Origin of the sequence: Agathobaculum butyriciproducens (genome assembly GCA_003096535.1) — a bacterium.
In the GTDB taxonomy this organism is placed as follows: domain Bacteria; phylum Bacillota; class Clostridia; order Oscillospirales; family Butyricicoccaceae; genus Agathobaculum; species Agathobaculum butyriciproducens.
This window is the reverse complement of the sequence record QEKJ01000001.1, coordinates 452,705-478,958: the sequence shown is the minus strand read 5'-3', so window position 1 is coordinate 478,958 and position 26,254 is coordinate 452,705. Positions and strand designations below refer to the sequence as shown.

Here is a 26,254-nt window from a genome sequence, read left to right as displayed (position 1 = left end):
TGCCCCCTGCTCCTGCCCAAGCAGGATTAGGGGGCATTGCTATGGAATGAAGTTGGATGAGATATACAAAATTAGCAATTCCGTACAGATTATCCTGTAGGCTGCAGAGAAAAAGAGGGACACGCTGCTGCAAATACCCGTGGCAGCGTATTTACACAGCAAACAAGAGGGGTTTCAAGAAAATGGTATTTACACTGGGTTCATTTGTGCTTGTCACTGTAGCAGTGGCATTCGTAAGCTGGCTTAAAACCAAGGGAACGGACGAGACCAGCAAAGACGGTTACTTCCTTGGAGGCCGAAGCCTGAGCGGTCTGGTTATCTTTGGTTCTCTGATGATGACCAACCTGTCCGCGGAGCAGCTGGTAGGCCGCAACGGTCAGGGTTATGCAGCCGGCATGACTGCAATGGGCTGGGAGACCATGTGCCCAATCGCATTGACGCTGATGGCACTGTTCTTCATCCCGAAGTATTTCAAGCTAGGCATTTCCACTATCCCGGAATTTCTGGAAAGCCGCTTTGACCGCGCAACCCGCGTCATTGTATCGTTCATTTTCCTTGTCGCTTATATTGTAACCATGCTGCCGCTGGTGCTGTACGCAGGCTCGGTAGCGATGGAGCGTATCTTCGGTATTACCGCACTGATGGGCGGCAACCGTTTCATGGCAACCACCGTAATGTGCGTCGCACTCGGCATAATCGGCGGTATCTATGCAATCTTCGGCGGCCTGAAGGCCGTAGCCGTATCAGACTCTCTGAACGGCATCATCTTTATCATCGGCGCGGTCATCCTGATCCCGGTTCTGGCATTTATCGCGCTGGGCGACGGCAGCATCGCAGAAGGCATCCGTCTTTTCGCTACCTCCTCTCCGGAGCACCTGAATGCGATCCAGCCTGCCAACGCACAGCCGCCGTACATTCCGTGGCCGATGATCGTACTTGGCTGTGGTATCAACCATATCTCTTACTGGTGCACCAACCAGTCCATCATGCAGCGCGTACTCGGCGCGAAGAACCTGAAGGAAGCGCAGAAAGGCTCGCTGCTGACCGGTCTTACCTGCGTATTCTGCCCGATCTTTCTGGTAGCGCCCGGCGTGATCCAGTTCATCCGTGACGGCGGCGTACTGACCGACTTCGATATGGCGTACCCGTCTCTGATCAAGGACATCCTGCCGACTCCGGTACTGGGTTTCTTTGCAGCAGTCATGTTCGGTGCGATCCTGTCCTCCTTTAACTCGGTACTGAACAGCTCCATGACGCTGTTCACCCTGGACATCCTTCCGGTTATCTCCAAGAGGAAGCGCACGGATGCACAGCTGATCACCATTGCAAAGCGTTTCGGCATCGTGCTGTGTCTGGCATCCATTATTATCGCACCGTTCCTGCTGTATCTGCCGGCCGGCATCAGCACCTTCCTCAATCAGATGTGGGGCTACTACGGCGTTCCGGTTCTGGCCATCGTTGTTATGGGTATTCTGGCTCCGCGCATGCCGAGCTTTGCACCGAAGGTTGCCATCATTGTCCATATCGTATGCTATGGCCTGATGATGAACCTTCTGCCGTTCCACTTCCTGTACTTTGAAGTAGGCGCATTCGTAATTGACCTGATCCTGATGGCGATTCTGACCAAGGCTGCACCGCGCAAGGAAGCGTATGTACTGCCTGACCTCGAGGTTGTTGATATGACCCCGTGGAAGTACCGCAAGCCGGTTATCGCAGTTACGTTCATCCTGCTGGCAGGCATTTATGTGCTGTTCTCTCCTCTGGGTCTGGGCGGCTGATAAAGCAAACCGAAATAAAAGACAGATCACTGTTGCGGTCTGTCTTTTTTGCGTTCAGATATTCGGCACCGGCTTTCTGGGGCACACGAACCGCGCAGGCGGTTCGCCCGAACGGGCGGGGTGTTTTTCGCTGAACCTCAGCGAGAGGATTTGCCGCGCTCGGCGGCGGGGGCAAGAGGGTAGACACCTGCGGTTTCTACCCTCTTAACTCCCGTTTCACTTTATTTCTTAGTCTGGCGCATACCAGAGACTGGCGACCGCTCCGAAATAGGGGAACGGCAGAGGATTTTTACTACCGTGTCTTTCTCAACCTATTCGAAGGGTCGGATACCTTGCTGCTACACATACGGTTTCATCAACGCAAGGTGCGGCATAGCAGTGCTGCACAATTTGTCGGCACGTGGTAATAGAAAGCACCTGCGCGGCTAAACGGTTCTAAATAGATAAATTCGCAGGTGCTGTCTGTCATATCCAGACTAACGAGTTGCGCGACACGGGTATGTCGCGCCTGCTGAGATGAAACCGCCTGTGTAGCGGTAAGTTATCTGTGAACTGCGAAAAGGCGGAGAAAGACTCGCAACGGTCACCCGACTGCCGTTCCCAAATTTCGAAGCGGTCGCCGCTCTCCGATTTTCGCCAGACAAACAAATAAAGGAAACTGGAGTCCCAAGAGGATAGTACTCGTTTAATCCGCGCACGGCGCGGGAACAAGGTTTAGTGGCCTACGGGCAAACTTTGGTGTCTATCCTTTTGGAACCCCAGCTAAGGGTTAGCACCCATTCCGTATTCTTTAGCACACAGATAACGTCTGATATGGTAAAATCAGAACGAAATAGCCCGGAACGCCGTTGGCGAAATATCCGTCTCCTGCCGGAATGCCCGCGCAAAGTGCGATGCACTGTTGAAGCCGCAGTCCTCGGCAATCTGTTCAACGGTCAGGTCGCTGGACAGCAGCAGACGCTTGGACTGACGCAGACGGTACTGCAGCAGATACTCATGCGGCGTACAGCCGACGTATCGCTTGAAGCTGCGGATAAAGTGCGATTTGCTGATGCCGCACATCCCGGCAAGGTCGTCCAGCGAAATATCATCGGCAAAATGACCGTGAATGTACGCCAGTGCCGGTGCAAGCAGCTCACTGGTGACGGTGGTTCGCACGGTCTGCGACGCCAGACCACCCAGAATGCTGTGTACCGCAATGGAAATCTGGTGCTCGTTCATGGAGGCAAACTGCGTGCTCATGCCGTACTGCGCCGAGTGCACGACCGTGCGGAACTGATCCTTGAGCGACAGCATCGGCTGCTTTTCGTGCACAAGGCCGAATCGCTCGGTCAGATATTCGGTGTACTGCTTGCTGCCCGCACCGTTGAAGTGAAACCAGTAGAAGTCAACCTTGTCCGGACACCAGTAGCAGTGCGGCTTGCGGCAGTCGAACAGCGCTATTTCGCCCTCATGCGCCTCGGCGGTCATACCGTCTGTGCGGATGCAGAGCGAACCACTGTTGATGTAGATCAGCAGGTATTGGTCAATGCCGTTTCGTTCGATCCGGTAATCGCTGTTGCAGATGAACTGACCGAACTGCGGGCAGTAATACAGCGCGCTTTTCGCAAATTCGGACGGCAGTGAGAAGTCCATGAAGGACGGGGTCAGTACGCCGGTATCTACAATTTGCATAAAATCCCTGCTTTCATTTGTTCTCGATAGCTTTGCTGCTTTTATCCTACCACCTTCGGCAGTTCAGAGCAACCCCGAAGCAAAAAAACGTCCGACCGGACGGTAATTGCGGAGATGGATAAAATAAATGACCGTTCGGCTGGTACCGAGCGGTCATTATGGTTTTGGTGATGGGCTGCAGGGAGCGGCTGCTGCACAGCCTTCCCTTCGCAGTTGTTACGCTTATTGCACCGTCTTTGGCACAGGCGGTTTTACTCCGCCAGCTTATAAATCTCGATGATAGCCTGTTCGTCGAGTGCGGAATAGCTCTTGACCGGACCCTTGACCGTGCGGACGGTATTCGCTGCCAGCTGTGCGTAATTCTCCGGCTTGATGCCCAGCTGCGCCAGATGCGTCGGCATGCCGATCTCCTCAAAGAAGCGCTTCATGGTCAGGATGCCTTCGCGCGCGGTGCGCTCGGGATGATGGAAATCCATCTCCACGCCAAATACGCGGTTCGCCAGCTGAGCAAAGCGCGGAAAATCGTTCTTCATTTCGTACAGCGCCCAGGCCGGGAACAGCACGGACAGACCGGCACCGTGTGCAATCTCATCGCGGAACGCGGACAGCTCATGCTCGAGCTTATGCACCGGGAACAGACGCTTGCGGCCGCAGCCGGTGTAATCGTTATGTGAAACGCTGCCCGCCCACATCAGGGACGCACGCGCCTCATAATCGCGCGGATTGGCGATAGCGCGGCGGCCGGCATCGCGCACGGCAATGAGCAGACCCTCGGCAATGCGGTCGGTAATGTCGCTTTCGCCGCCTTCCGGCGTGAGGTAACGCTCGAGCGTGTGCATCATGATGTCCACAATGCCGCAGCCGGTCTGGAATTTGGACACGGTATAGGTGTTCTCCGGATCAAGGAAGCTGATGCGCGGACGGTTGGTCTCGCTCGTGATACCGCGCTTCTCCTTGGTCTCCTCATTGGTGAGTACGCAGGAGTTGCTGCTTTCCGAGCCGGAGGCTGCCAGCGTCAGTACAGTGCCGACCGGCAGGGTGGTATCCGGCTTTGTGCCGGTAGATGCAAACTGCCACGGATCGGTTTTTGTGGCAACGCCCATGGCGATGGCCTTCGCCGAGTCGATTACCGAGCCGCCGCCGACTGCCAGCACAAAGTCGATGCCCTCTCGCTCTGCCAGTGCAATGCCCTTGCGGACAAGCGATACCTTCGGGTTCGGTGATACACCGCCCAGTTCAACAAAGGCAAGACCCGCCGCAAACAGGCTTTTTTCCACACGGTCGAGCAGACCGGAGGTGCGGGCGCTCGAGCCGCCGAAGTGTACGAGGATGCGATGTGCGCCGAGTTCTTTCAGGCGCGGGCCGATCTGTTCCTCAATATCTTTGCCAAATACGACCTCGGTCGTGGTGTGCAGATTAAAATTCAGCATTAGGCGTTCCTACCCTTCCTATTAAAATGGTATGATTCTATTATATCGTTCCCCTTGCAAAAAGTCAAAAAATTCGATAGAATAAATAGATGAGAAATCCAAATCATGAGGAGTGAGAGCGTGTATTACAGTTATTCCGCTGCCCAGTGGCTGCTGGTTTTCTACCTGTACTGTATGCTCGGCTGGTGCTTTGAGTCCACCGTGGTCTCGGTAGGACAGCGCAGACTGGTCAACCGCGGCTTCCTGCGCGGCCTCATGCTGCCGATTTACGGCTTCGGCGCCGTGATCCTGCTGCATGTTTCTCTGCCGTTAAAGCAGCATCCGGTGTGGCTGTATCTGGCGAGCATGATCGCGGCGACTGTGTTTGAATACATTGTCGGTGTGGTGATGGAGAAGATATTCAAGGTAAAATACTGGGATTACTCCAAGCAGAGATTCCAGTTTCAGGGCTATATCTGCCTGCGCTCGTCACTGTGCTGGGGCTTTCTCGGCCTGATCCTGACGAGCGTCATTCACCCGCCGATTGAAAAGCTGGTGCTCGGTCTGCCGTTTATCGGGTTGATCGTGATCGACGTTCTGTTTTCGGCGGCATTTATCAGCGATGTGATCGTATCCGTACGCAGCGCACTCGATCTCGCCAAGGTGCTCGAGGAACTCGACCGTTTGCGCGAGCAGGGAGCCGAGCTGCGACAGCAGCTGTCCGAGACTGCGCTTGTCGGTCTGACAAACCTGTCCTACCGTGTAGAGGAAGCGCACGGCGAATTCACTGAGAAGGTGGGCGAGGCGAAGGCACAGCTTGCCGAGCGTGTGGACGATGCCAGGGAGCAGCTTGCCGACGCGAAAGCGCAGCTCTCCGAGAAAATGGACGATGCGAAGGAGCAGCTTGCCGCCGTGCATGAGATGCGCTCCGACGAGCGCAGGGCGCAGACCGAAGCCGCACGCGAGCAGCTGCAGGCCAAGCTCGACGAGCTGCAGCGCCGCTTTGACGAGCGGGCAGCCGCACTCGGCCGCACCCGCAAGAGCCTGCTGCGCGGCAACCCGACCGCCCGCTCCGAGCGTTATACCGAGGTGCTCGAACGGCTGAAAAAGCGCCTCGATACGCACACGCACCGGTAAAACAAAGCTAACCTCCTTATAAAACTACACAAAATGCACAAACTAATGCAAAATGCAGCAGGATATGCGTGCTGTTTCGTCAGTTTTTCACTTGCTAAAATACCCGTTTCGGGTGTATATTAATAGTACCCGCTGAACCTATCATTTTACTCGGGTTTTCGCGCGTCGAAAACCGTCTGTTCAGCTTGTGTTTAAGACAACCTTTTTGGACAAAGAAAGGCAGATATACTATGGAAAAGAGATTTGTATATGCGGATAACGCGGCGACGACCCCGATGTCCGAAACTGCGTTCAACGCTATGAAGCCGTGGCTGACCGAGAACTACGGCAACCCGTCCTCTCTGTACCGCATCGGCCGTGCGGCAAAGGAAGCGCTCAACGATGCGCGTACCGTTGTCGGCAAGTGCCTGAACGCGGCAGAGCCGGTCAACGAGAAGAACGACTATGCACCGGGTGAGATTGTATTCACCGGCGGCGGCTCGCAGGCGGACAACCTTGCGATCCGCGGCTTTATGCACGGTCCGTCTTCCAAGGGCCGCAAGCACATCATCACCTCCAAGATCGAGCATCATGCAGTGCTTTACACCTGCGAGGCGCTTGAGAAGGAAGGCTACCGCGTTACCTATCTGAATGTGGATAAGGAAGGCCGTGTAGATCTTGAGCAGCTGAAAGCAGAGCTGTCTGAGGACACCGCACTGGTTTCCGTTATGGCGGCAAACAACGAGATCGGCACGATTCAGCCGATCAAGCAGATTGCCGAGCTGGCGCATTCGGTTGGCGCAAAGTTCCACACCGACGCGGTTCAGGCTGTTGGCCATATGCACATTGACGTGCAGGAGATGGGCATCGACATGCTGTCCCTGTCCGGTCATAAGTTCCGCGGTCCGCGCGGCACCGGCGTGCTGTATGTGAAAAAGGGCATCACCCTTGAGCCGCTGGTATACGGCGGCGGTCAGGAGCGCGGTCTGGTTTCCGGTACCGAGAACACCGCAGGCTGCATCGGTCTGGCGGCAGCGATGAAGGAGGCCGTTGAAGGCCTGGATGAGAAGATGGGCTACGTCAAGAAGCTGACGGACAAGCTCGTTAAGGGCATCATGGAGAACATTCCGTACTCCCACTATACCGGCGATCCGGTAAACCGTCTGCCGGGCACCGCTTCGTTCGTCTTTGAGGCGATTGAGGGCGAGGGCCTGATCCTGCGACTGGATAACGCAGGCGTATGCGGCTCCACCGGTTCGGCATGCTCCACCGGTTCGCTCGATCCGTCTCATGTTCTGATGGCGATCGGTCTGCCGCACGAGATCGCGCACGGCTCTCTGCGCCTGACCCTTGGCGAGCAGAACACCGAGGAGGACGTTGATTATATCATCGAGACGGTCACCGATGTTGTTAAGACCCTGCGCTCGATGAGCCCGGTTTGGGAGAACGGTCATCCTAACCTGACCGCTGCAACCGAGCTGCACGCACATTAAGATAAGCGGAAACGTATCCCGTAGGGCGCGACGACTCGGCGCGCCGGGGTCGTCGCGCCCTACGATTGATTTTCCTGCAATATATTCATTTGATTGGACAAAAAGGAGATAGATTTTATGCAGTACAGTGAAAAGGTGCTCGACCACTTTACGCATCCGCGCAATGTTGGCGAGATTGAGGACGCAAACGGTGTCGGCGAGGTCGGCAACGCAAAGTGCGGCGATATTATGAAGATTTACCTCAAGGTGTCGGACGACGGCATCATCGAGGATGTTAAGTTCAAGACCTTCGGCTGCGGCGCGGCAATCGCAACCAGCTCGATGGCTACCGAGATGGTAAAGGGCAAGAGCCTGGAGGAAGCGCTCAAGCTGACCAACAAGGCCGTTGCTGAGGCTCTGGACGGTCTGCCGCCGGTAAAGATGCACTGCTCCGTGCTGGCAGAGGAAGCGCTGCGCTCTGCAATTTCTGACTATTACAAGCGTCTGGGCAAGGACCCGGCGGAGATTCTCGGCTGCGATGCAGACTGTGAGACCTGCCACAAGGCAGACTAACACGCATATTCCGCAAAAAATACGCATAACATTAGGGCAGATTGAGAAATCTGCCCTTTTGGTGTCTCAATAATTAAGAATGAATAATGGAGAATTGCGAATTAGCGCTATCCTTGCGCAGACTTCAGTCGCGCTGCGCTGGTATCGCGCTTTGCGCGATTATTCGATAACCGCCTGTACAGGCGGACTCCTCCATTTTCCATTATGAAAGGGAGGTGAACCTCTTGAACGAAATTACAAAAAGTATAACTTTTCTAAAAGAATACAAACAGTTAAAACAAGCCGTTGATGAGAGCAAAACTCCGGTGCTGGCGGTTGGCTTATCAGCCATCCACAAGGCGCATCTGGCAGCGGCGTTAGGACTGGATACAGATCGTCCGGTACTGGTTTTGACCGACGATGACAACACTGCGAATCGATTTGCCGCTGATCTGCGCGGTTTTTCCGAGCGTGACATTGTACAGCTGCCCTCTCGTGAGCTGGTGATGGCGGATGTAGTCGGTGTGTCGCGCGGCTACGAGCAGCGCCGTCTGGCAGCACTGGACGAGCTGACGGAAGCGCATTTTGCGGTCGCGTCCGTGCAGGCGGCAGCTCAGCGCACCATGCCGCCGGAGGCGCTCAAGGCGGCAATCGTGTCGCTGGCCACCGGTGAAACCGCGCCGCTGGATGAGCTGGCACAGTCGCTCACGCGCGCAGGCTACGAGCGCTGTGTACAGGTCGAAGGCACTGGTCAGTTTTCCATTCGCGGCGGCATCCTCGATGTGTTTCCGCCGCAGGCGGAGCACCCGTACCGCGTGGAATTCTGGGACGATGAGATTGACTCAATCTCCACGTTCGACGTCGGCAGTCAGCGCCGGTTGGAGCAGTGCGAGTGCTTGCGCTGTCTGCCGTGCATGGAATCCATTCCGGCACTGGCGAAGGGCGGTGCGGCAGGACTGGCAAAGGCTGTTCTGGCACTCACCTCGACCCGCCGGAAGAAGCAGCACGCGGATTTGCAGACTAACCTTGAACGGGACGCAGAACGTCTGCGCGAGACCGGTTCGCTGCCCGCAGCGGACAAGTATATGCCGCTCATTTATCCCGAAATGGCGACCGCGTTCGACTATCTGCCCGAAAATGCCATCGTCATCATCGAGGACACGCCCCGTCTGCGCGATGCGGTGCGCGATTTTCACGCGCGTGTAGCCGACGACGTAACTGCTCTGCTCGAGCGCGGCGAAATGCCGCCCGCCCTCGGTGAGTATGCGCTCGATTTTGTCGGCGTATGCAGCATGAAACGCCAGATTCTGCGTCTGGACAGCTTTCTCAACAACGTAGTCGAGCTGACGCCGCAGCATCTGGAAAACTTTATCGCCAACCAGATGAACGCCTACGGCGGCAACCTCGACATGGCGTCTGCCGATATCCGCAGCTATACCGAGCAGGGACGCGCGGTGGCGGTCGTGTGCGGCAGTGCGCTGCGCTGTCAGAACATGCTGGACGCGCTGACCGACACCGGTCTCAACGTAAAAATCAGCGATCTGCTGCCCAAGGGCGGCTGTGTCAACATCATGGAGGGCACGCTGTCTGCCGGCTTTGAGTATCCCGATCTCGGTCTTGTTGTCATGACCGAGGGACAGGTTCTTGCCCGGCGGAAGAAAACGCAGGTCAAGAAGTCCAACCGTGATAAGGTGAAGTCGTACACCGACCTGACACCGGGTGATCTGGTCGTGCATGAGCACCACGGTATCGGTCGGTTTATCGGCATGGAGCGCATGACGGTGGACGGTTCCGAGCGCGATTTTATCAAAATTGCGTTTGCGGGCACGGATTTTCTGTATGTTCCGGCAACCTCGCTCGACCTCATCTCCAAATACATCGGCGGCGGCGACAACGAGCGCGTGCGGCTGAACAAGCTCGGCGGCGCGGACTGGAGCAAGGCGAAAGCACGCGCCAAAGCGGCTGCAAAGGAGCTGGCCGAGGGTCTCATCAAGCTGTATGCCGAGCGCGCCAAGGTCAAGGGCTACGCCTTCCCGCCGGATGACGCGTGGCAGCGCGAGTTTGAGGAGGATTTTCCCTACGAGGAGACCGACGATCAGCTCCGCTGCATTGCCGAGATCAAGGACGATATGCAGTCCGACCGGCCGATGGACCGCCTGCTGTGCGGCGACGTTGGCTTCGGCAAGACCGAGGTCGCGCTGCGTGCCGTGATGAAGTGCATTCTCGCGGGCAAGCAGGCGGCTATCCTCGTACCGACGACCGTGCTTGCGCGGCAGCATTATCTGACCGCGATGCAGCGTTTTCAGGGTCACCCGATCACGATCGAGCTGTTAACGCGCTATAAGACCGGTTCGGAGCAGACTGCGCTGCTCAAAAAGCTGGAGGCGGGCTCGGTCGATCTGGTTATCGGCACGCACAAGCTGTTCAACAAGAAGATCAAGTTCAAGGATCTCGGTCTGCTCGTCGTGGACGAGGAACAGCGGTTCGGCGTCGGGCACAAGGAAACGCTCAAGGAAATGAGCAAAAACGTGGATGTGCTCACGCTGTCGGCAACGCCGATCCCACGCACGCTCAACATGGCGCTGTCCGGTATCCGCGATATGTCCTCCATCGAGGAGCCGCCGCAGAACCGTCATCCGGTGCAGACGTTCGTGCTTGAGCAGAACGACGGCGTGCTGCTTGATGCCATCCGGCGTGAGCTGGGACGCGGCGGACAGGTATACTATCTGCACAACCGCGTGGAGTCCATCGAGCGATGTGCGAACATGTGGCAGCAGCGGCTTCCGGATGCGCGAATCGGCATCGTTCACGGCAAAATGGGTCAGAAAGAGATCGCAAAGGTTATGAACGAGATGGCGGACGGCGAGATTGATATTCTGGTCTGCACCACGATTATTGAAACCGGCATTGATATTCCGAACGCGAACACGCTTATCATCGAGAATGCAGACAATATGGGTCTGGCGCAGCTGCACCAGATTCGCGGCCGTGTCGGTCGTTCGTCGCGCCATGCGTATGCGTACCTGTGCTATCGGCATGGCAAGGCGCTCAGTGAGATCGCGCAGAAGCGCCTTGGTGCAATTCGTGAGTTCGCGGCGTTCGGCTCGGGCTTCAAGATTGCCATGCGTGATCTGGAAATTCGCGGTGCCGGCAATGTGCTTGGTCCCGAGCAGTCCGGCCACATGATGAGCGTCGGCTATGATCTGTACCTCAAGCTGCTCGAAGAGGCTGTGCAGGAGGAGAAGGGCGAAACACCCAAGCCGCGTGTTGATTGTGCGGCCGAGCTGCTGATTTCTGCCAATCTTCCCGCTGATTATGTTGCGGATGCGGGGCAGCGTGTCGATCTGTACCGCCGTATCGCGCTCATCCGCACGGACGAGCAGCGCAGTGATATGCTCGATGAGCTGATCGACCGCTTCGGTGAGCCGCCTGCGGAGGCCATCGCGCTGCTGGATATCGCGCTGCTGCGTGCCAAGGCCAGCGAGCAGGGGATTGCGGAGATCAAGCAGCAGGACGGACGACTGCTGCTCACCTTCTCCGAGACCGATTTCGCGCGCCTGTCTGCGCTCTGCGGCGACAGTGAATTCAAGGGCCGCCTGCTGCTCAATGCCGGTTCGACACCGTATCTGTCGCTGCGCCTGAATAAGGGCGAGACAGCGATGGAAATGGCGCAGACGCTGGTTGATAAGTACGCTGCCACGGCAAAATAAGAACGAGAATGATAGAAAGCGCGATTCATTGCAGTCAATTTGCTTCACTGCACTTGCAGAGAGGGGAGCGGCTGTATTTGCACAAAAAAAGAGCGAAACCATACGGTTTCGCTCTTTTTCTCATTCTTCGCCGGAATTCTGTTCCGGAGCACCGTTTTCGCCATTCGGCTTGCGGCGGCGTCTTCCGCCTCTGCGGCGGCGACGGCGCGGCGCACCTTCACCGTCCGGCGACAGCTCATTCTGAGCATCTTCGGGCAGTTCATCTCCTGCAGTCTGCTGCGGGGCAGGCTTGCGCGGCGGACGCGGCTGCTGCGGCTTCTGATGCGGAGTCTCGCTCTTTTTCGGTGCATCCTTTTTGGGTGCGGGAGCGGCAGCATCCTCCTGATCCTCGCGCTTGCGGCGTTCCTCGGCCATAGCGGCGGCATTCTGACGGTTGCGGCACGCACCCTTTACCATGCAGCACTGCGTGCACTGGAACTCGGTCAGCGAGTGCTCCGGACTGTCGTCCAGCTGCACCTTGCAGGTGCCGCGCAGCATCTGGGTGGAAATCACCTTGCCGCGGCCTTCCGGCGTATCGACCACGCTGCCCTGACGCGGCGTGACCTTCTGCAGTTCGGCGTAGGCCTCATGCTCATACTTGAGACAGCACATCAGACGGCCGCACACACCGGAAATTTTCGCCGGATTGAGCGACAGGTTCTGATCCTTTGCCATATTGATGGAGACCGGATGGAAATCATCGAGATACGAGCTGCAGCACAGCTCGCGGCCGCAGCAGCCCAGACCGCCGATCATCTTCGCCTCATCGCGCACGCCGATCTGGCGCAGCTCAATGCGGGTACGGAACACGCTCGCAAGGTCCTTAACCAGTTCGCGGAAGTCCACGCGGCCGTCTGCGGTGAAGTAAAACAGCAGCTTGTTCATATCAAAGGTGCATTCCGCGGTGACAAGGTTCATTTCCAGACCGCGGTCCTCGATCTTCTGCTTGCAGATAATAAACGCCTCGTCGGCACGCTTTTTGTTGCGCTCGAGCGTTTTCATATCGGTCTCGGTTGCCACACGGACCACGCGCTTGAGCGGCTGCACGACCTGCTGATCGGGCACATCGGTGTTGCCCTGCACGCAGTCGCCGTATTCCACGCCGCGTGCCGTCTCGACGATCACACCCGTACCGGGTGCGATTTCCAGACCCTGCGGGTCGAAATAATACATTTTTCCGTTCGATTTGAAACGAACTCCGATTATTGTTGTCAAAAAGTTTTCCTCCTGTATGATGGAAACGCTTAGGAAGCGTAACAGATGCGGTAAATATCGCTCGTTAATGCACAGGTGACAGCCGCGGATGCCGCATTGCGCGACACACGGTCGATCAGCACATCAATAAAATCGTAGACCGCCAACAGACGTTCCATACTGACGGCGCCGGCGAGTGCCTGCGTCTGCTTGCGGAGCGCAGGCTGCAGCGGCTTTTGCGGCAGAGCCTTCGAGACAAAAATCGCGTCCCGGACAGCGGCCTGCAGAATGCCGAGCACGCCTGAGAGTGCGCGGCGCGGCGTCTTTTCCAGACCCATTGCACTGAGCATCATGCGGTCCTCGCGCCGTTCGGCAACCGCAGAGAGATAGGGTGCAAGCAGGGTTGCCGCTTCCTCGTCCGACACCGCCGCCTGCGACGGCTCGAGCGCGAATTTAGTGCAGCGCGAGCGCACGGTCTGCAGCAGCGAATCCGGCTGCTCGGCGGTCAGAATGAAGAACGCATACGCAGGCGGCTCCTCCAGCTCCTTGAGCAGCGCATTCTGCGCCATGGGATTGAGATTCTGCGCATGGTGAATGACTGTCACACGGCGTTCGCCGTCGTTTGGGATAATGGCGTTTTCTGCCTTGAGCTGACGCGCCAGATCGACCTTGAGTTCGGCCTCTCCTTCGTCCACGATCATCAGATCCGGGTGCACACCCTGCTCCACCTTGCGGCACGGCAGACAGTTTCCGCACGGATGACTGCCCGCGCCTTCGCATAAAATACCGGCCGCGAGTACAGTCGCAAGGGTTTTGAGCGCTGCCGGATCGTCACCGGACAGCAGCACGGTCTGCGGAAACCGCTCGTTCAGCGCATGCTTCAGGCTGTTTTTGAGCGCATTGTTGCCCGCAAGTGCGTCAAATGAAATCACAGCTTTTCAAAACGCTCGACGTTGAGTACAAATACGGTTGCGCCGCCGACTTCGACCTGCACCGGCGTGGACGGGAAAAAGCCCATGCCGAGCTCAGCGGTTGCCGGCATGATCTGCTTGCGGGAGGAGGAGTGCTCGCGGATGATGTCAAAGCACTCATCCAGCTTGCTCTCGTCCAGACCAATCAGGATCGTGACGTTGCCTGCTTTGAGGAAACCGCCGGTGGTCGCCAGCTTGGTGATGGAGAAGCCTGCTTTCATCAGGCTGGAGATAACATCCTGCGAATCATCATAATTGATGATAGCCAGTACCATTTTCATAATAGTAACCCCCTATACGCATTGCTGCGCGGAAACATATCGTTTGCTTGGATGAGATGCGTTATTGATGGACAACAACGGTTATTTCATCTATTGTATTGTACCATCTTTCACGGATAAGTGCAATGTGCGCTCCTGTAATTTTCTCGCCGGGCCAGAGCAGCGGCACACCGGGCGGATACGGCGTGACCGGACGGGCGCAGACCAGACCCTCGGCAGCGGCAGGCTGGACTCTGCCGGTCTGTGAGAACCATGCGTCGCGCACGCTCATCACGCGCTCGGCGGGCGGAAACGGTGCGGACAGGGACGGCAGGGGAATCAGCTCGCGCCGTCTGGAAATGCGCCGCAGACCGCGTTTCAGACGGCTGATCGCACCGTTCGGGTCGGAGCCGGTGAGGATGAACACAACATTGCGGTCGTCCGCCATCTCGCACGCCACGCCGCATTCGCTCCACAGCGTATCGGCCAGCTGGTGACCGGTGATGTCGGTTCCGGCGGTGCACACCGTCAGACGGCATGGGTCAAGCGCCGGAAAATGATCCTCGGTCAGTGCGGTGAACATGGTTCGGTGCTGCACATAGGCACGCAGTTCGGCGCAGGTTTCCGCCGAGCGGCGGTACTCCGCGTGACCGGGCCCCTCGGTGTAGGCACGCGCAAGGTCAATGGATGCCATAATGGGATAGGACGGACTGGATGTGCCGAACAGCATGGTGTTTTCGCGCAGCGCGCGGCGGTCCACGCCTGCCGCGGAGAGCAGAACGGCGCCCTGTCCCATGCACGTCAGCGTTTTGTGCATGGAGAGCACGGCCATATCCGCACCTTCCGCGACCGGCGTCGGCAGGCCGACGGCAGGGAAGTGTGCACCGTGTGCACCGTCTACGAGCAGCAGCTTGCCGTGCGCGCGGCACAGATCGGCAAACTCAGGAATCGCCCGCCGGATGCCGTAATAGGTCGGAGAGGTCAGAAGGATTGCCTTGATCTCCGGATGCGCAATCAGCTGTGCTTCCGCATCCTTGACCGGAAGCGCGCCGGAAACCGCGAATGGCTCGATCAGCGGTGCAGAAAAGAAATACGGCGTAATGCCGAGCAGCGCGCAGCCGTAGCAGACGGACTTGTGTACCTCACGGTCGAGCAGGACAGCGCCGCCGCGTCCGACCGCTGTGCCGAGCATAGCGAGAATGCCCTGTGTCGAGCCGCCGGTCAGAAAAAAGCAGTCCTCCGAGCCGAAATACCGCGCGGCGGCAACCTCTGCATCGCGGATAGGACCTTCGCCGGTGTACAGGTTGCCGGTGCCGTAGGTTTCGGTAAAGTCGATGGCAAAAATATCCGCGTATGTGTTGAAAACCGGCTCACCCTTGTGACCGGGCATGTGAAACCGCGCGGAGTCGCCGGTCTCGAGCAGCTGCAGAGCATGGAACAGCGGCGCCGTCGTGAACGGCATCAGGCGGTTGATCTGTCTGTGATTGGGACGGTGGCTGTGCGGCGCAGCCGGTCGGCGGTGGTGCATAATACAGTTGACTCCTCACTATTATAACTGACTATCAGTATAGCAGAAGGGGAGTAGGTTGGCAAATTGAGAATAACGCAGTATAGGCAACACCGCACAATTAAAGCGGCGGTGCTTTGCGGAAATTTTGTGTCCTGACTTTGTTGCAGTTTCACGGTAATACATCAAGTATTACCGCAAAACTGTGCCTCGTCAGTACGCAAAATTTACTCGCAAATCACTCTTGTTCAATTATGCGGTATTGCCTATAATATTTTCTAAAAGTGTTAGTGCAGGGCGGGTGGGGTCACCCCGCCCTGCAGTAGTCCGGATAAACAGTCATAAGAGAGAACATGGGTGCAGTCCATATTCGCAGCCGTACATTTACCTATCACAAAAAATTACTGATTTTTGATTACGCATTACTAATTTTCATGAACTGTCCACAATGTGCAGACAATCAATCATTCATTGCGAATTTTTTGGGACATTTTTCGGTAGCAAACGGCAGAGCTTTGTATTATAATAAATAATACGTTCCATTCATAAAAGTAATATCACCGCGACAGACTGTGATATGTAAACCGGGAACGTCTTTACGCTTATATTTGAAAGGCAGGCTATTCACTATGGCAGACAATCGTATCTACAATTTTTCCGCAGGCCCCTCCATGCTTCCGGTTCCGGTGCTTGAGCGCTGTGCAGCCGACATGCTGAACTATCAGGGCTCCGGTATGTCAGTCATGGAGATGAGTCACCGTTCAAAGGTATATGACGGCATCATCAAGGAGACCGAGGCTACGCTGCGCCGCGTACTCTCTATTCCGGATAACTACAAGGTTCTGTTCCTGCAGGGCGGCGCTACCACCCAGTTTGCAGCGATCCCGATGAACCTGCTGAAGACCGGCAAGGCTGACTACGCGCTGACCGGCAGCTTCGCTTTCAAGGCCTACAAGGAAGCACAGAAGTTCGGCGACATGCACGCTGCATTCTCCTCCAAGGAGACCAACTTCGACCACGTTCCGACGCAGGATGAGCTGGATATCCGTCCGGATGCCGACTACTTCTACATCTGCGCCAACAACACCATCTACGGCACCGAGTATCAGTACGATCCCGAGACCCCGGCAGGCGTTGAGCTGGTAGCGGATATGTCCTCCAACATCCTGTCCAAGCCGGTTGATGTTTCCAAGTACGGCGTTATCTACGCCGGCGCACAGAAGAACATGGGCCCGGCCGGTGTTACCGTTGTCATCGTCCGCGAGGATCTGCTCGGCAACTATCCGCTCGAGAAGTATCCGGTTATGCTGGACTGGAAGACCATGGCTGATAAGGATTCCATGTACAACACGCCTCCCACGTACGGCATCTATGTACTCGGTCTGGTTGCCAAGTGGGTTGAAGACATGGGCGGCGTAAAGGCTATGCAGGAGCGTGCTGAAAAGCGTTCCTCCATGCTGTACGATTACCTCGATTCTCAGGACTTCTACAAAACTGTAGCCGCAAAGGATTCCCGCAGCCACATGAACGTAACCTTCCGCACCGGCAACGACGAGCTGGACGCAAAGTTTGCCAAGGAGTCCATGGCAGCCGGCATGTCCAACCTGAAGGGCCACCGTTCGGTAGGCGGCATGCGTGCTTCCATCTATAACGCAATGCCGATCGAGGGCGTTGAGAAGCTCATCGACTTCATGAAGAAATTCGCTGAAGAAAACAAGTAATTTCTATCCATATAGGAACATGATTCCGTAGGGCGCGCCGAGTCGTCGCGCCCTACGGTTAATGATCGAACAAAGAGGAGTATTCCGATTATGTATAATGTAAAACTCTACAACAAGATCTCGAAGGTAGGTCTGGACGATCTCGATCCGGCAAAGTACACCTGCGCCGAGGATTTCACCGATTATGATGCCGTTCTGGTTCGTTCTGCCAAGCTGCATGACGTCGAGTTCCCGAAGAACCTGCGCTGCATCGCGCGTGCAGGCGCCGGTGTCAACAACATTCCGATCGACCGCTGCTCCGAGAAAGGCATCGTAGTCTTCAACACGCCGGGTGCAAACGCTAACGCCGTTAAGGAGCTGGTTATCTGTGCACTGCTGCTGGCTTCCCGCAAGGTGGTACAGGGCGCAAACTGGGTTAAGGGCCTCAAGGGCACGCCGGATATCGGTCCTGCTGCAGAGAAGGGCAAGTCCACCTACGCAGGCCCGGAAATCGCCGGCAAGAAGCTGGGCATCATCGGTCTGGGTGCGATCGGCGTTAAGGTTGCAAACGCGGCTGTTGGCCTGGATATGGAGGTCTGGGGCTATGACCCGTACCTGTCGGTTGACGGCGCACTCAAGCTCGACCGCTCGGTCAAGCACGTTACCGAGCTGGACGAGATTTTCGCAAACTGCGACTACATCACCATTCATGTTCCGCTGAACGCTGACACGAAGAACACCATCAGCGCAGAGGCGATCGAGAAGATGAAGGACGGCGTTCGCGTCATCAACCTTGCGCGCGGCGAGCTGGTTGACACCAAGGCAATGGCGAAGGCACTCGAGAGCGGCAAGGTTGCAGCATACGTTTCCGACTTTGCTTCCGACGAGATTCTTGAGCAGGAGAATGCCATCACGCTCCCGCATCTGGGTGCGTCCACGCCGGAGAGCGAGGACAACTGCGCTAAGATGGCCGTTTACGAGATCACCGAGTACCTCGAGAAGGGCACCATCCGCAATTCGGTCAACTTCCCGAACCTCAAGGTTCCGTACGAAGGCGGCTACCGCATCTGCATGATCCACAAGAACATCCCGAACATGATCGCGTCCATCACCTCCGCTGTTCGCTGCAACATCGAGAATATGGGCAATCGTTCCAAGGGTGACTATGCGTACACCATCATCGATACCGCAGAGGCTCCGACCGAGGCCAACCTCGACGAGCTGCGCGCAATCGAAGGTATGATCTCTGTCCGCACGATCTGATTGCCATAAAACCGATAAAACCGCTCTGAATGCAGATTCAGAGCGGTTTTTTGTTGCTTTTCTGTGCAAATTGAATATTGTCGAATTTGGTCGAATTTTCGTAGAATATGGAAATGCAGGATAAGACAGCACCGCAGCTTTCAGTGTGCGGTGCTGCCGAATGCTGCAGGATGACTATTTTTACAGGAGGCTTCTCAATGGAGAACATACGCATTTACGAGGAGGACGGCTACATTCACTTTATCATGCGTCCGGAGGACCTGATGCGGCTGCGCTACTCGACCGAAGCGAAAACGCCGTTTGCAGACTTCATGGACCGCTGGCTGACCCAGATGAAAACGCAGGTGCGCGAGAACACGATGGACGGCTACCGCTACGCATTTGAAAAGCACATCAAGCCGTTTTTCACCGCACGAGGAACAACGCTTGCTACGGCACGGCCGATGGATTTTCAGGATTTTGTCAACCTGAAATTCGATCAGGGGCTTTCACCGACTTCGATCGTCAAGTTCCATTCCATCATGCACAAGTGCCTGAAATACGCGGTAGCACTGCAGATTATCCCGACGAATCCGTCGGATAATGTCATGCTGCCCAAGCGGACGCGCTTTCGAGGACAGGTGTACGACCGGACGCAGATCAACATTTTTCTGGCAGCGGCGCTGCAGTCACCGGCAGAGGCAGCGTTTGTGCTGGCGGCAACCTATGGTCTGCGCCGCAGCGAGTGCGCCGGTCTGCGCTGGTGTGCCGTGGATTTTCGGGCACGGAGCATGGTCATCAATCATACGGCGGTGCTGTCCTCCGGGCGCGTGATCTACGCGGACAGCGTAAAGACCAAATCCAGCTATCGGACGCTGCCGCTGTCCGACTCGCTCCGGCGGTATCTGACCGATCTGCGCCGCAGACAGAACGCCAACCGCAAAAAGTATGGCAAAGCCTACTGCCAGAGCGATTACGTCTGCTGCCGTGAGGACGGTTCGCCGCTCCGGCCGGATTACATTTCGCGTGAGTTCGAGCGGGTGTGCCGCCGCGCGTGCCTGCCGCGTATCCGGTTTCATGATTTACGGCATTCGGTTGCAACGATTTTGCTGCAGCAGGGCTTTTCGCTCAAGCAGATTCAGGACTGGCTGGGGCATTCCGACATCTCCACCACAGCCAACGTTTACGCGCATGTGCCGTATGTGGAAAAGGTATCCATCGCCAAGAGCGCAACACCGATTATCGGAAACTGATGTGCATTCTGGGAATGTAACATAATCGTAACATTCCGGCGGGTTGTTTCACCATTGTTACACTTTGCCGCCTGACCTTGTATGAGCGTGCGTGATTGCTTATAATGTATATTGTATAAGAATAACAAGGATAGAGAACTTTACACAATATACAGGTGAAGCATATGTTCAAAAAAACACTTTCCGCGCTGGCGGTTGCGTGTGTGATGCTGGTGAGTGCGGCGGCGGCCGGCACCATTTTTCCGGCAGAGTACACCGACATTGACGGCGTGACACGCGCAGGCTATCTGGATGAGGACGGCATGACCGTGCTTCCGTTTGCTTACGCACAGGCAGGCGATTTCGCGGACTGCGGACTCGCTGCCGTAGAAAACGAGCAGTGGCAGACGGCGGTGATCGACCGCACGGGCAAGCTCGTCATTGCATACACGGATTCGCCGGTTTCGGTGGATTTTTCGGATACGATGGTTGCGTATCGTTACACTGACTACAGCGTGTATTATGCGACTGACGGCAAGCGCATTGGCTCATATCCGGGCGCGGTCGGCTTCTTTGAGGACGGACTGCTGCTGTGCAGAAATGCGGATACCGGGCTGTATTCCTATGTCAAGCAGGATGGTTCGACTGCCTTTTCGGGCAGCTACCGTAAGGCCGGTGCCTTCTCAAACGGCAGAACGCTTGTGCAGACGCAGGACGGCGATTATCAGGCGATCGACACCAAGGGCACGGTGCTGTACACTCTGCCGAATGACGTAACGCCTTCCTACATGACGATTTACGGCGAGAGCACGGTGGTCGTCACCAACGGCACCAATCAGGCACTGTATTCGCTCTCGGAGGGCAAACTGCTGACCGAGTTTCTGTACAACACCATTTCGGAGTTCCATGACGGCGAAGCAATGGTTCGTCAGATCAACCGCTGGGGCATTATGGATACCACCGGCAAGCTGCTGACGGCACCGACGTATTACTATCTGTCCTACATGGGCGAGGGTCTGTACGCGGCCCGCAGTGAGGACGGTTCGGTTTCCGCGGTGGATGCGGGCGGCAGCCTGTCTTACCGCACACTGAGCTACATCAGCGGCTTCTCCGAGCTGCGCTACGGTCTGTCGTGGCACAACACCGCAGACGGCACACTGATTTTCTTCCGCAAGAACGGCGGCTTTGCAGCATCCGTTAAAGAGGCGGAGAACCCGACCATTCTGACCGAAAACGTGGTCTGCGTCACGCAGGACGACACCCGTAAGTATATTGATCTGCGCAGCGGCAAAACGCTGTTCGAGCAGCCGAAGTCGTTCGACCTTGGCGGCGGCATCACTGCAAAGACCGTGCATTACGAAAAGTTCATGGGCTATCAGCAGGACGGCACGGAGCATGGATGGGATGTCGATTTTCCGGAGATCAGCGGCCTGAGCGACAAAAAGGTGCAGAACACCATCAACAGCGAAATCCGCTCGTTTTTCCTCAAGGGACCGTCCGTTACCGCCGAGTATGATGCGCTCGAGGGCAGCTACGGTGCGTCCGTGGAAGGCTCGGTGCTCGTTGTCTGGGCCAACTGCGAGAGCGGCAAAGGCGCCGGTTCGTCGGTATGGAATAACTGTCTGGCGTTTGATCTGCACACCGGCACGCAGTACACACTGAACGACCTGCTGACCGGTGACTACATCGAGACGGTCAAGAAGCTGCTGCCGGACGATCATGCGATTTATCTGTACAGCTATCCGCGCATCAGCACGAAAGGCGTAACCTATTTTTACAACGAATACGAGAGCGCTTCCCGCCGAGCTTATACAGAGGAATATCTGCTGACGTTTGAGCAGCTTTCCGATGTACTGAACCGGAACAGCGCGTGCTATAAGGCGTTGATGACGTCGTATTCGCCCAAAGTTTCGGCTGCTGCGACCGGCTACAGCGATGTAAGCAGTACCTGCTGGGCACTGCAGTATATCAATACAGTGACCGAACGCAAGCTGATGACCGGCGCGAACGGTAAATTCCGTCCGAACGATAAGATCACGGCGGCCGAAGTCTGCACGACCATCGCGCGTCAGCGCGGTCTGTCTGGCAGCGGCGCACTGCCCGCAGGCGTTCGCGCAGGCGAGTGGTACTCGGATGCGGTCAGCGCGGTGTATGCAAACGGTCTGCTCGAGGGCCTGAGCGATAACTTCCGGCCGACGGCTGCCATGACTCGCGAGGATGCGATGCAGCTTTTTGCAAATCTGCTGCAGGCGGACGGCACTGCGGCCATGAGTGATGCCGAAACCGCACAGACGCTGGCGTCTGTCAAGGACGCAGGCTCTATCTCGGCGGACCGCCGAAATGCGGTTGCACTGTGTATGCAGAAGGGTTTGGTGCAGGGCTTCAGCGACGGCACGATCAAGCCGCAGGGTACGTTCACCCGTGCGGAGTTCGCAAAGCTGCTGACGACGATCTGAAGATAAGAGAAAGACCGATGAACCTTGGTTCATCGGTCTTTTTACTTTACGGTGCATTTTGTCGAATCTTGTCGAATAAACGGCGGTATGGTATAATAAACTTGTTGCTTTACCGAGTCCCGGCAACGGGAAGGAGGTGCAGCCTGTGGATAACAATACGTTATCGTTTATCTACTCAATCTTGGCAAGTGTAGTCGCACACTACATCTGCAAGTGGTTCGATGAGTGGAGGTAAAGTGACTCCCAGAACCCCGGTTTAAGCCGCCGTATAATGGAATAGAAAACCCCGGAGGATGCACCCTCCGGGGTTTTCCACGCCTATGGATAATGTGTTATCGTTTAAATATAGTATAACACCGATCTTGCGATAATGCAAGCACTCCGCCGATTATTTTACCGGAATCGTAGTATCACCGATGGTGACGGACGCCACTTCATCAAGCGGGAGAATGGTATCGAACGTGCCCTGGCGGGTGCAGACGGTCTTGCCGTCATGCGGGTCCATGCTGCTGCCGTTGCCTGGCACGTCGATTACAGTGCCGTCCTTCTTATTGATAAGCAGTTTTGCGGAAAATGCGTCCCATGTATCGCGGTGGCTGGCGGGTTCCTGACCGCTTTCGGCATTCTCAAACGGTGCTTTGCCATCAACCGTGTAGACAAAGTTATAGCCGATAGGCGAGAGCAGGACTTTATTGATCGTTGCGGTTTTGCCACCTACTTGAATAGACTGACCGGCAGGCAGTTCAACCGCGCTGTTATCGGCCTCCAGCTTGAACTTGAGATGCCAGGTACCGTCGGCGATGGTTTTGGTTTCAGCGCCGTTATCAGTTACTGCTGTCAGGTCGCCGAGCATAATCTTTGCTGTACCACCGGTCGTAACTGCGTCAGTGTACGACATGGTTTCAACATACTGAATGGCATTATCATTCGGATTTTCGTCATAGAAATAGCTACTGCCGATTGCGCCTTGCGCATTCAGGCCGATATTGCTGTCTGCACGATTCCAGTACACATTCAGCAGACCGGTATCCGGGTTTTTCGTGCAGTCGAACGCCGAACCGTCCTCCTTTTCGAGCGTGTAGGAGATAAGGTAGTTGTAGCCATCAAACAGAATCGCATCCGCGGTGACGGTCACGCCGCCCGCCGTATCGCTCGCGCCGATTGGGCGGCCGATCTGGTCGATGATTTCGGTGTCTGCTGTTGGACCGAATACGCCGGCAAATGCGTCGCTCGCGGACTTGAATACGCCTGTTGCACCCGCACCGATGCTCAGCACCAGAGCGGCAGCCACGCCGACCGCCGCGATGCGCGGAAAACGGCGTACACGATGAATGGCAACCGGCTGCTCCGGCTGCTCGGCGGCGGCCATCAGGCGATCGACCATGCGGCTTTTCGCTTCTTCGGAGAAGCGCAGCTCGTCCAGTGCAGAATTATACATTTTGTTATCGTTATACTCTCTGTTCATAAAGATCCCCTCCCAAGGTGGTGCGCAGGCTTTTGCGCCCGCGGCTCAGGTGTGCGGAAACGGCAGACTCGCTCTGACCGAGCAGAGACGCGATTTCGCGCACGGAATAGCCCTCGTAGTAGTGCAGATAGACTGCTTCACGGTATTTGCGCGGCAGCGCCATCACCGCATCGAGCACATCGGAATCCGGTGCGGCAGGCGCGGGTGTCGCGGCAGCGGCTTCCAGACCGACATTGCGCCGGTGCGCGGCGCGCAGGCTGTCCTTGCAGGCGTTGGCGGTCGCGCGGATGATCCACGCTTTTTCGTGCGCCGGACTGTCAAAGGTTTGACCGCCGGTCAGCAGCTTGAGGAAGATATTCTGGCAGATGTCCTCAGCATCGTGGGTTGACTTCAAATAGGTGTAAGCCAGCCGCAGGATCAGGTCGGAGTACGTCTGCACCAGACGTTCGGCGTCTGCCCTGTCAAATTGTTTCATTGGTTTCAGCTCCTTTGGAAAGCAACGTTGCTTCACCTATAATACGATTGCGGACTGCGTATCCTGACAGAGAGGATAAATTTATTATAACATAAATGTGTTAGTGGGCACCGTTCCCGCGCGCCGCAGAGCGTACTTCTCGCTTTTCGTCAAGCGTAAAACCTTCGATTTTGCAAGGGATAGAAAGACACCTGTCCGTCTGCGCGTTGTTTTTCAACAGAATGCCCAAAAAACACAGGTAAAATTGTAACAAAGTAATTGTTAAAAAATCTACAAATACCCTTTGCAGAAAGCCCTGTTTATGGTATCCTGTTATAAGAACTCGTGCGCTCTGCCGGGAGCGCTCACAAGATAGTATGACAGGGACGACCCGATTTTCCGGGTCGATATGGATTAGGAGGATAAAACAAACTATGGCTATGAGAGGTGTAGAAACCCGTATTCAGGAGATCCGCCACCGCATTTTCACCGAGGTTGCCCGTATGGCGTACCATACGGAGTGGCCGACCGACCGCCGCATCGAAGCACTGCCGTTCGACATCATGCCGGGCGAAGTGGGCAATATCCGCAACGATATTTTCCTCGAGCGCGCTATCGTCGGCGAACGTCTGCGTCTGGCGATGGGTCTGCCGTGCCGCAGTGCTGCCGAGCACGCGCCGCTGTCCGACAACATCGAGGCTGCCACCCGCGAGGAAACCTACTACACGCCGCCGCTCATCAACGTCATCAAGTTCGCATGCCACGCCTGCAAGGAAAATGAGGTCATGGTTACGGACGCATGTCAGGGCTGCATGGCGCATCCGTGCGTTGAGGTATGTCCCAAGGGCGCAGTATCGCTCGACCGCTTCAACGGCCGTTCTGTTATCGATCAGGAGAAGTGCATCAAGTGCGGCCGCTGCATGGATGTCTGTCAGTATCACGCCATCATCCGTCAGGAGCGCCCGTGCGCGGCAGCCTGCGGCATGGATGCCATCCACAGCGACTGCAATGGCAGAGCCGATATTGATTATGAGAAGTGCGTTTCCTGCGGCCAGTGCCTTGTAAACTGCCCGTTCGGCGCGATTGCCGATAAATCGCAGATTTTCCAGATGATCCGCGCCATTCAGGCGGGCGAGCGTGTCTACGCCGCTGTCGCACCGGCGTTTGTCGGCCAGTTCGGCCCGAAGATGACACCGGGCAAGCTGCGTGCCGCGATGAAGCGCCTCGGCTTTGCCGATATTATCGAGGTTGCCATCGGCGCTGACCTGTGCGCCGCACAGGAGGCCGAGGACTTCGTAGAGGAAGTACCGGAGAAGCTGCCGTTCATGGCGACTTCCTGCTGTCCGGCGTGGTCGATGATGGCAAAGAAGCTGTTCCCGGAACAGGCCAACTGCATCTCGATGGCCCTCACGCCGATGACGCTGACCGCTCGACTGGTCAAGCACCATCAGCCGGGCGCAAAGGTTGCGTTTATCGGCCCGTGCGCGGCAAAGAAGCTCGAAGCAATGCGTTCGGATGTACGAAGCGAGGTCGATTTCGTGCTGACGTTCGAGGAGATGGCAGGCATTTTCGCCGCACGCCATATCGACGTGGAAACTCTCAAGGAGGACCCGCACGGCATCAACGATGCATCCACGGACGGCCGTAACTTTGCGGTATCCGGCGGCGTAGCCAAGGCCGTTGTCAACGTCATCAACGAGAAATACCCGGACCGCGAGATCAAGGTCGCCAACGCCGAGGGTCTGCGCGACTGCCGCAAGCTGCTGATGGCCGCCAAGGCCGGCAAGTACAACGGTTATCTGCTCGAAGGCATGGCATGCCCGGGCGGCTGTGTAGCCGGTGCAGGCACGATGCAGTCCATCAAGAAGTCCGCGACCGTGGTCGGTCTGTACGCCAAGCAGGCGGAGCACCAGACCGCGACCGGCACGCATCATGTTGCCGAGCTGGATAAGCTGGTTGATTAAAAATAATGCTATAAAAGCCACCGTATCGGATGATACGGTGGCTTTTCTGCTGTATTGGT

18 protein-coding genes are annotated in these 26,254 nt (G+C 56.4%); 10 read left to right on the top strand and 8 right to left on the bottom strand.

Annotation, left to right across the window (positions count from 1 at the left end; translation table 11 throughout):
* Positions 1-182 precede the first annotated feature (182 nt).
* On the top strand, positions 183-1,778 hold the full coding sequence (locus C7386_RS02220; RefSeq protein WP_110435450.1) for a solute:sodium symporter family transporter: 1,596 nt from the start codon (positions 183-185) through the stop codon (positions 1,776-1,778).
* An 822-nt stretch (positions 1,779-2,600) separates the two neighbouring features.
* Here the strand turns inward: C7386_RS02220 and C7386_RS02215 are convergent.
* Both C7386_RS02215 and C7386_RS02210 read right to left on the bottom strand, forming a co-directional pair.
* A complete protein-coding gene (locus C7386_RS02215) occupies positions 2,601-3,452 on the bottom strand; it encodes an AraC family transcriptional regulator (protein ID WP_110435449.1) in 852 nt (283 codons plus the stop codon).
* A gap of 251 nt (positions 3,453-3,703) precedes the next feature.
* The gene (locus C7386_RS02210) at positions 3,704-4,882 is read right to left on the bottom strand and encodes an iron-containing alcohol dehydrogenase (protein ID WP_110435448.1); all 1,179 of its coding nucleotides are present in this window, start codon (positions 4,880-4,882) and stop codon (positions 3,704-3,706) included.
* A 120-nt stretch (positions 4,883-5,002) separates the two neighbouring features.
* Between C7386_RS02210 and C7386_RS02205 the strand changes: the two genes are divergently transcribed.
* The 4 genes from C7386_RS02205 to mfd all read left to right on the top strand — a co-directional run bounded on the left by C7386_RS02205 (position 5,003) and on the right by mfd (position 11,711).
* Positions 5,003-5,998 (top strand): putative ABC transporter permease, encoded by a 996-nt coding sequence (locus C7386_RS02205; RefSeq protein WP_165815431.1) that lies wholly within the window; start codon positions 5,003-5,005, stop codon positions 5,996-5,998.
* 230 nt (positions 5,999-6,228) lie between these two features.
* Positions 6,229-7,470, top strand: a complete 1,242-nt coding sequence (locus C7386_RS02200) for a cysteine desulfurase family protein (protein WP_110435446.1) — start codon at positions 6,229-6,231, stop codon at positions 7,468-7,470.
* Positions 7,471-7,587: 117 nt separating this feature from the next.
* Positions 7,588-8,022 (top strand): Fe-S cluster assembly scaffold protein NifU, encoded by a 435-nt coding sequence (gene nifU / locus C7386_RS02195; protein ID WP_110435445.1) that lies wholly within the window; start codon positions 7,588-7,590, stop codon positions 8,020-8,022.
* 224 nt (positions 8,023-8,246) lie between these two features.
* Positions 8,247-11,711, top strand: a complete 3,465-nt coding sequence (gene mfd / locus C7386_RS02190) for a transcription-repair coupling factor (protein WP_116704745.1) — start codon at positions 8,247-8,249, stop codon at positions 11,709-11,711.
* 120 nt (positions 11,712-11,831) lie between these two features.
* Here the strand turns inward: mfd and C7386_RS02185 are convergent, their stop codons facing one another.
* The 4 genes from C7386_RS02185 to C7386_RS02170 all read right to left on the bottom strand — a co-directional run bounded on the left by C7386_RS02185 (position 11,832) and on the right by C7386_RS02170 (position 15,703).
* Positions 11,832-12,965, bottom strand: coding sequence for a PSP1 domain-containing protein (locus C7386_RS02185; RefSeq protein ID WP_110435423.1), 1,134 nt, complete (start codon positions 12,963-12,965; stop codon positions 11,832-11,834).
* 29 nt (positions 12,966-12,994) lie between these two features.
* Positions 12,995-13,876 (bottom strand): DNA polymerase III delta subunit-related protein, encoded by an 882-nt coding sequence (locus C7386_RS02180; protein WP_110435422.1) that lies wholly within the window; start codon positions 13,874-13,876, stop codon positions 12,995-12,997.
* Entirely contained in the window at positions 13,873-14,196 is a 324-nt protein-coding gene (locus tag C7386_RS02175) for a cyclic-di-AMP receptor (RefSeq protein ID WP_110435421.1), read from the bottom strand. Before C7386_RS02175 ends, C7386_RS02180 begins: the two co-directional genes overlap by 4 nt.
* 61 nt (positions 14,197-14,257) lie before the next feature.
* Complete coding sequence (locus C7386_RS02170) at positions 14,258-15,703, bottom strand: aminotransferase class I/II-fold pyridoxal phosphate-dependent enzyme (RefSeq protein WP_116704744.1); 1,446 nt, start codon at positions 15,701-15,703, stop codon at positions 14,258-14,260.
* 608 nt (positions 15,704-16,311) lie between these two features.
* Between C7386_RS02170 and serC the strand changes: the two genes are divergently transcribed.
* The 4 genes from serC (at position 16,312) to C7386_RS02150 (ending at position 22,312) form a co-directional block, all read left to right on the top strand.
* Positions 16,312-17,403, top strand: a complete 1,092-nt coding sequence (serC, locus tag C7386_RS02165) for a 3-phosphoserine/phosphohydroxythreonine transaminase (RefSeq protein ID WP_116704743.1) — start codon at positions 16,312-16,314, stop codon at positions 17,401-17,403.
* A gap of 90 nt (positions 17,404-17,493) precedes the next feature.
* Positions 17,494-18,645 (top strand): 3-phosphoglycerate dehydrogenase family protein, encoded by a 1,152-nt coding sequence (locus C7386_RS02160; RefSeq protein ID WP_116704742.1) that lies wholly within the window; start codon positions 17,494-17,496, stop codon positions 18,643-18,645.
* Between the two features lie 197 nt (positions 18,646-18,842).
* Positions 18,843-19,877 (top strand): tyrosine-type recombinase/integrase, encoded by a 1,035-nt coding sequence (locus C7386_RS02155; RefSeq protein ID WP_158557246.1) that lies wholly within the window; start codon positions 18,843-18,845, stop codon positions 19,875-19,877.
* A 164-nt stretch (positions 19,878-20,041) separates the two neighbouring features.
* Positions 20,042-22,312 carry an S-layer homology domain-containing protein gene (locus C7386_RS02150; protein ID WP_110435416.1) on the top strand — a complete coding sequence of 757 codons (2,271 nt, stop codon included), beginning with the start codon at positions 20,042-20,044 and terminating at the stop codon, positions 22,310-22,312.
* Positions 22,313-22,700: 388 nt separating this feature from the next.
* Here C7386_RS02150 and C7386_RS02145 read toward each other — a convergent pair whose 3' ends face one another.
* Complete coding sequence (locus tag C7386_RS02145; RefSeq protein ID WP_110435415.1) at positions 22,701-23,777, bottom strand: DUF4179 domain-containing protein; 1,077 nt, start codon at positions 23,775-23,777, stop codon at positions 22,701-22,703.
* The gene (locus C7386_RS02140; protein ID WP_110435414.1) at positions 23,761-24,252 is read right to left on the bottom strand and encodes an RNA polymerase sigma factor; all 492 of its coding nucleotides are present in this window, start codon (positions 24,250-24,252) and stop codon (positions 23,761-23,763) included. The genes C7386_RS02145 and C7386_RS02140 overlap by 17 nt, the downstream gene beginning before the upstream one ends.
* Before the next feature lie 419 nt (positions 24,253-24,671).
* Between C7386_RS02140 and C7386_RS02135 the strand changes: the two genes are divergently transcribed.
* Positions 24,672-26,195, top strand: coding sequence for a 4Fe-4S dicluster domain-containing protein (locus tag C7386_RS02135; protein ID WP_110437149.1), 1,524 nt, complete (start codon positions 24,672-24,674; stop codon positions 26,193-26,195).
* Positions 26,196-26,254: the final 59 nt, after the last annotated feature.

Excerpts from the sequence above, each read along its gene's own strand:
- C7386_RS02200 (WP_110435446.1), top strand. The coding sequence starts at position 6,229 with ATGGAAAAGAGATTTGTATATGCGGATAACGCGGCGACGACCCCGATG.
- C7386_RS02135 (WP_110437149.1), top strand. The coding sequence starts at position 24,672 with ATGAGAGGTGTAGAAACCCGTATTCAGGAGATCCGCCACCGCATTTTC.
- nifU (WP_110435445.1), top strand. The coding sequence starts at position 7,588 with ATGCAGTACAGTGAAAAGGTGCTCGACCACTTTACGCATCCGCGCAAT.
- C7386_RS02215 (WP_110435449.1), bottom strand. The coding sequence starts at position 3,452 with ATGCAAATTGTAGATACCGGCGTACTGACCCCGTCCTTCATGGACTTC.
- C7386_RS02150 (WP_110435416.1), top strand. The coding sequence starts at position 20,042 with ATGTTCAAAAAAACACTTTCCGCGCTGGCGGTTGCGTGTGTGATGCTG.
- C7386_RS02155 (WP_158557246.1), top strand. The coding sequence starts at position 18,843 with ATGGAGAACATACGCATTTACGAGGAGGACGGCTACATTCACTTTATC.
- C7386_RS02175 (WP_110435421.1), bottom strand. The coding sequence starts at position 14,196 with ATGAAAATGGTACTGGCTATCATCAATTATGATGATTCGCAGGATGTT.
- C7386_RS02210 (WP_110435448.1), bottom strand. The coding sequence starts at position 4,882 with ATGCTGAATTTTAATCTGCACACCACGACCGAGGTCGTATTTGGCAAA.
- C7386_RS02160 (WP_116704742.1), top strand. The coding sequence starts at position 17,494 with ATGTATAATGTAAAACTCTACAACAAGATCTCGAAGGTAGGTCTGGAC.
- C7386_RS02170 (WP_116704744.1), bottom strand. The coding sequence starts at position 15,703 with ATGCACCACCGCCGACCGGCTGCGCCGCACAGCCACCGTCCCAATCAC.
- C7386_RS02220 (WP_110435450.1), top strand. The coding sequence starts at position 183 with ATGGTATTTACACTGGGTTCATTTGTGCTTGTCACTGTAGCAGTGGCA.
- C7386_RS02140 (WP_110435414.1), bottom strand. The coding sequence starts at position 24,252 with ATGAAACAATTTGACAGGGCAGACGCCGAACGTCTGGTGCAGACGTAC.
- C7386_RS02145 (WP_110435415.1), bottom strand. The coding sequence starts at position 23,777 with ATGAACAGAGAGTATAACGATAACAAAATGTATAATTCTGCACTGGAC.
- serC (WP_116704743.1), top strand. The coding sequence starts at position 16,312 with ATGGCAGACAATCGTATCTACAATTTTTCCGCAGGCCCCTCCATGCTT.